Raw genomic sequence first — 2,785 nt, forward strand, 5'->3', positions numbered from 1 at the left:
TAATCGAATAAGCAAATAAGACAAAAAGTTCCATCGAACTTTAAAAAATAAAGCAGATGATGAAAAACAGGTTGACAAAAAAACCCGAATAAAATAAGAAGAAACCCGAATAAAATAAGATTCGATGGAAAATTTGAAAAGTGATGGGAGCCCTTGCTGAGTTTACTGCTTCAAACCATCCACAAAGTCTTCCATTCTGTCTAACGCTTTTCTGATGTCATTTATGGATGCTGCGTAGGCGCAGCGCAGGAAGCCCTCACCTGCCTCTCCAAAGGCATCTCCTGGGATTGCAACGACTTTCTTTTCATCCAGAAGGCGCTCTGCAAACTCAGAGGAAGAGAGTCCGGTATTTCCTATATAGGGGAAAGCGTAAAATGCTCCTTTAGGGTTGCAGCATTCAAGCCCTATCCTGTTAAAGCCTCTGACAATAAAGTGCCTGCGTCGGTCATATTCCCGGATCATCCGCTCCATTTCATCTTTACCGTGACGGAGTGCTTCAATTGCTCCGATTTGAGCCGTTATAGGAGCACAGAGCATGGAGTACTGATGGATCATCATCATTGAATGTATAATCTCAGGAGAACCCATTGCAAAACCGAGCCTTAGCCCTGTCATTGCATAAGCCTTGGAAAACCCGTTAAGCATAACAGTCCGCTCTTTCATGCCATCAAGGGAAGATATCGGAACATGCTTGCCTTCATAGGTAAGGCACTCGTAAACTTCGTCCGAGATAACAAACAGATCATTCTCCACAACCAGGTCGGCAATATCCTCGAGGCCTTCCTGTTTCATGATCGCTCCTGTAGGGTTACTTGGGAAGTTGAGAATTATTGCTTTTGTCTTGTCCGTGATTGCAGGTTTGAGGGCTTCTGCAGTCAGGCTAAACTCATCATCCCTGTGGGTGGCAACGATAACTGGCTTGCCTCCTGCAAGAATAACAGAAGGTACATATGCCACATAGGAGGGCTGGACGATAATAACCTCATCGCCAGGGTTGACCACTGTCCTTACTGCTATGTCCAGAGCTTCACTCACACCTGTTGTGATGAGTATCTCGGATGAAGGGTCATAATCCAGGCCATAACGCCTGTAATAAGTTCTGGCAAGTTCGTTCCTGAGGTCCGGAAGACCATAATTTGAGGTATATGAGGTTTGCCCTTTTTCCAGAGAATGAATACACATCTCACGGATATGCCACGGAGTAATGAAGTCAGGCTCTCCTACACCAAGGGAGATTACATCTTCAAGTCCGGAAACCAGATCAAAAAAACGGCGTATTCCCGAAGGAGGAATTTCTTTCACAACGTCGGCAACAAACTTAGAAGGATCACATGAAGGTCTCAAGCAAAACACCCTGTAAAAAGTATATAAGTATTATGAAATATAAAATCGGATAGGGATTTCAGGTTCTGAACCGGCTAGTATCAAGATGATACTGGTAGCCTTTGAATCGTTTCAGGTTCATGAAGGATGACCCCATCTTCTTTATAAGTTTTCAGTACAAAGTGGGTTGAAGTGCTCTGTACCTGATCAAGGGTTGCAATTTTCTCTGCTACGAAAAAAGCCACGTCCTTCATCGATTTTCCCCGGACAGTAAGGGATATGTCATAATTTCCAGATAGGAGCCTGACTGACCTGACTTCCGGAAACTTGTAGATTCTTTCTGCAATTGCCTGATAGCCCTGATTGCGCTCGAGAGTAACCTTCAGCTCAATAACGGCATAAACATAGTTCTCCCCGACCAGATCCCAATCAACTATGGTTTTGTAGTGCCGGATAACTCCGGTGTCTTTAAGTTTTGTAATTGCCTGGGAAACCTCCTCTGCAGACATATCTGTAAGGGATGCTATTTCCTCTGGACTCGTTCGTGCATCATTCTCAAGAATTTCCAGTATATGTCGAATCTTTTCATTCATGTTGGTCACCGGCACAAAGTTAAGGGAACTTGACAAACAATTTTTGTCTCGGGGATAAATTATATTTTATTTATTCAATTAATACAGCATTTACAACTCCGTCTTGCCCTGGTCTGCTTGTAACTTTAGCGGTTCCAAGAGGAGTCCTTATTACTGAGCCTTTCGTCAGAATGTTACGCCTGATGTAGTGCTTGTTTGCAGCGTTGTCGAGAACTGTTTCAATGGGAGCAGAAGTGGTTTTTCCATCTTTAGGATTGGTTATGTTTGCAATATCACACTGAAGAAGTCTTACCTTCCTGTTGCCTCCCATAGTGTGAACGTTTTTCCTCTTTATTTCACTTATACGGGTTTCTGCAGACTCGCGGCCCATTTCAAACTTGCGCTTTCCGCGGGCAGCAATAACTTTCCCACCGGTCACTTTTCTTCTGGAGCTACCTTGCCATCTCATATTAAAACCTCATCGTGTATTGAAATTATAATCAATGCTTATCTTTAATGATTATTTATGTATTTTACTATTGTAATTCTGTACTTTCCGATTGTAAATATACTGTAATCCTGATTATCCTGGCCTGGTGATCGTGTCAGGGTAAGCATAATTATCGCTTATGCTCTGATTATATATTAATTTATTAGCAGGAGTGCCTAATTAGCATATTTGCTATGGACTAATCAATACAAATAGAATCGTATAAGAACTTTACGATCAGGCAGCTGGAATAAAACTCAATTTTACATTCTGCCTGTATCTGTAAAAGGAGATTAGATTAAAGAGAGTTGTAAATAAAAATCTGACAGTAAGTTCACAAGTGGAGGTGAAGAAAAAAGGCATATGCTAAAAATTATATAAATCTAAAGTGAATGAATCT

General features: G+C 41.8%; 3 protein-coding genes. All 3 read right to left on the reverse strand.

Going from position 1 to position 2,785, the window contains the following annotated elements:
* Window positions 1-162: 162 nt before the first annotated feature.
* Window positions 163-1,344, reverse strand: a complete 1,182-nt coding sequence (locus tag A9239_RS12510) for an aminotransferase class I/II-fold pyridoxal phosphate-dependent enzyme (RefSeq protein ID WP_048119495.1) — start codon at window positions 1,342-1,344, stop codon at window positions 163-165.
* Window positions 1,345-1,424: 80 nt separating this feature from the next.
* Complete coding sequence (locus A9239_RS12515; protein ID WP_048119492.1) at window positions 1,425-1,916, reverse strand: Lrp/AsnC family transcriptional regulator; 492 nt, start codon at window positions 1,914-1,916, stop codon at window positions 1,425-1,427.
* Window positions 1,917-1,986: 70 nt separating this feature from the next.
* Window positions 1,987-2,364: a 30S ribosomal protein S8e gene (locus tag A9239_RS12520; RefSeq protein WP_048119489.1), complete on the reverse strand. Its 378-nt coding sequence runs from the start codon at window positions 2,362-2,364 to the stop codon at window positions 1,987-1,989.
* Window positions 2,365-2,785: the final 421 nt, after the last annotated feature.

This window comes from Methanosarcina sp. A14 (assembly GCF_001729375.1).
Classification (GTDB): Archaea; Halobacteriota; Methanosarcinia; order Methanosarcinales; family Methanosarcinaceae; genus Methanosarcina; species Methanosarcina barkeri.

Coding starts and splice junctions, on each gene's coding strand:
- A9239_RS12515 (WP_048119492.1), bottom strand. CDS start 1,916: ATGAATGAAAAGATTCGACATATACTGGAAATTCTTGAGAATGATGCA.
- A9239_RS12520 (WP_048119489.1), bottom strand. CDS start 2,364: ATGAGATGGCAAGGTAGCTCCAGAAGAAAAGTGACCGGTGGGAAAGTT.